Annotated in this window: 1 protein-coding gene; it reads left to right on the top strand. The window is 38.1% G+C overall.

Annotation, left to right across the window (positions count from 1 at the left end):
- Positions 1–134: 134 nt before the first annotated feature.
- Positions 135–1,282 (top strand): hypothetical protein (locus tag H5158_RS22535; protein WP_182740966.1); only part of this gene is annotated, 1,148 nt, incomplete at its 3' end.

Below are 1,282 nucleotides of genomic sequence, written 5' to 3'. Positions count from 1 at the left end.
GATATTCACTCTGAATAGTTAAGATGGGTGTCATCTTAATTTCGTTGGCCAAGTAATCAGCCAAGCCATTGTTAAGTTATAAAAAGCTAAGTTATAAAAAATTTACAAGAAGTACAGCAAATAAAGGAGTAACAATGAGTAGTAATGATAAAAGCTCAGAGAAATCAAGCGAACTTGATGACTTAATTGATAACCTTATTAGTGATGAGGATCTTGAGCGCTATTTTGCTGAACAAAAAGACGGTTTAACTCATGAAGAACGGAAAAAAATTAAACGAGAAAACCGTATTAACGCAATTAACCAGTGGTGTGCTGAAAATCCTGGTCGAGATCCTGCAAGAGCAAAAGACAAAACCATCAAACAACTGGCGTTAGATGAAAAAGCAGTGGTGCGATTAGAAGAGTTTAGAAAAAATAACCCCGAAAAAGCTGCAGAAAATAAAAGGAGAGCCGAAAACAGAAGCAAATACTTTGATGATAGAGAAACTTATAAAGAACAACTGCCAAGAGATTATTTACATAAAGACAGTTATGAGACGCGACTAAGAAAAGCAGAAGCACTCAATGGCTGCGGGTTTAAAACCCGCACATTTAAAAGTAAGCGTTTTACTGATGAATATACAGCAAAGCTTTCATCCTCAGATAGTGGCTCAACGCTTGAGGGGCACTGGGTTCGCTCTGATGGGCAACAATTGGCTATTTCATGGTTTGGAGGATGGTCAAACTTATTTACTATTCTTGGCTTTGGTTGTACGAGCCTGGCTTTATTGACTTTCTTATTTCATATTTTTGCGATTTTTATGAACGGGTTTGAATATTTCTGGGTGATGGCTTCAATCTATGTGACGCTCTTTGGTTTGGGTTTTTTCACTTTAAAACACCGCGCCATATTATCGCACCGAGATAAGTTTTATTTTAATCGCCATACCGGGCTTGTAAAAACCCCTCATACTTTGTTTAGAAAACCGTTTTATTTACCTTACGAAGACATTGTTTGTTTTGGTGCAAATGAGCGCAATGTAGGCTCAGCCCGTGGTGGTTCACGCGTGTTTGTGTCTCTCATGGTGCCATTAAAGTACCCTAAGCATTATAGACTCACTAAACCGACATTTTACGTAGGTGGTTTTAATCGTCAGTGGGATTCGCTGCAATATGCAACAGCCATGACCTTTATGGATACATCAATCCCGCTTGGGACACACTTATATCAATCAATAGAGCACTACTTCAAAATAGATAAAGATATAACAGAAAAACACGGATTTCCTGAGGAGTTAAAACC

It is taken from the genome of Pseudoalteromonas sp. SR45-6 (genome assembly GCF_014163545.1).
Lineage (GTDB): Bacteria > Pseudomonadota > Gammaproteobacteria > Enterobacterales > Alteromonadaceae > Pseudoalteromonas > Pseudoalteromonas rhizosphaerae.
Note: the sequence above shows the minus strand (reverse complement) of the source record. Positions and strands in the feature narration are given on the sequence as shown.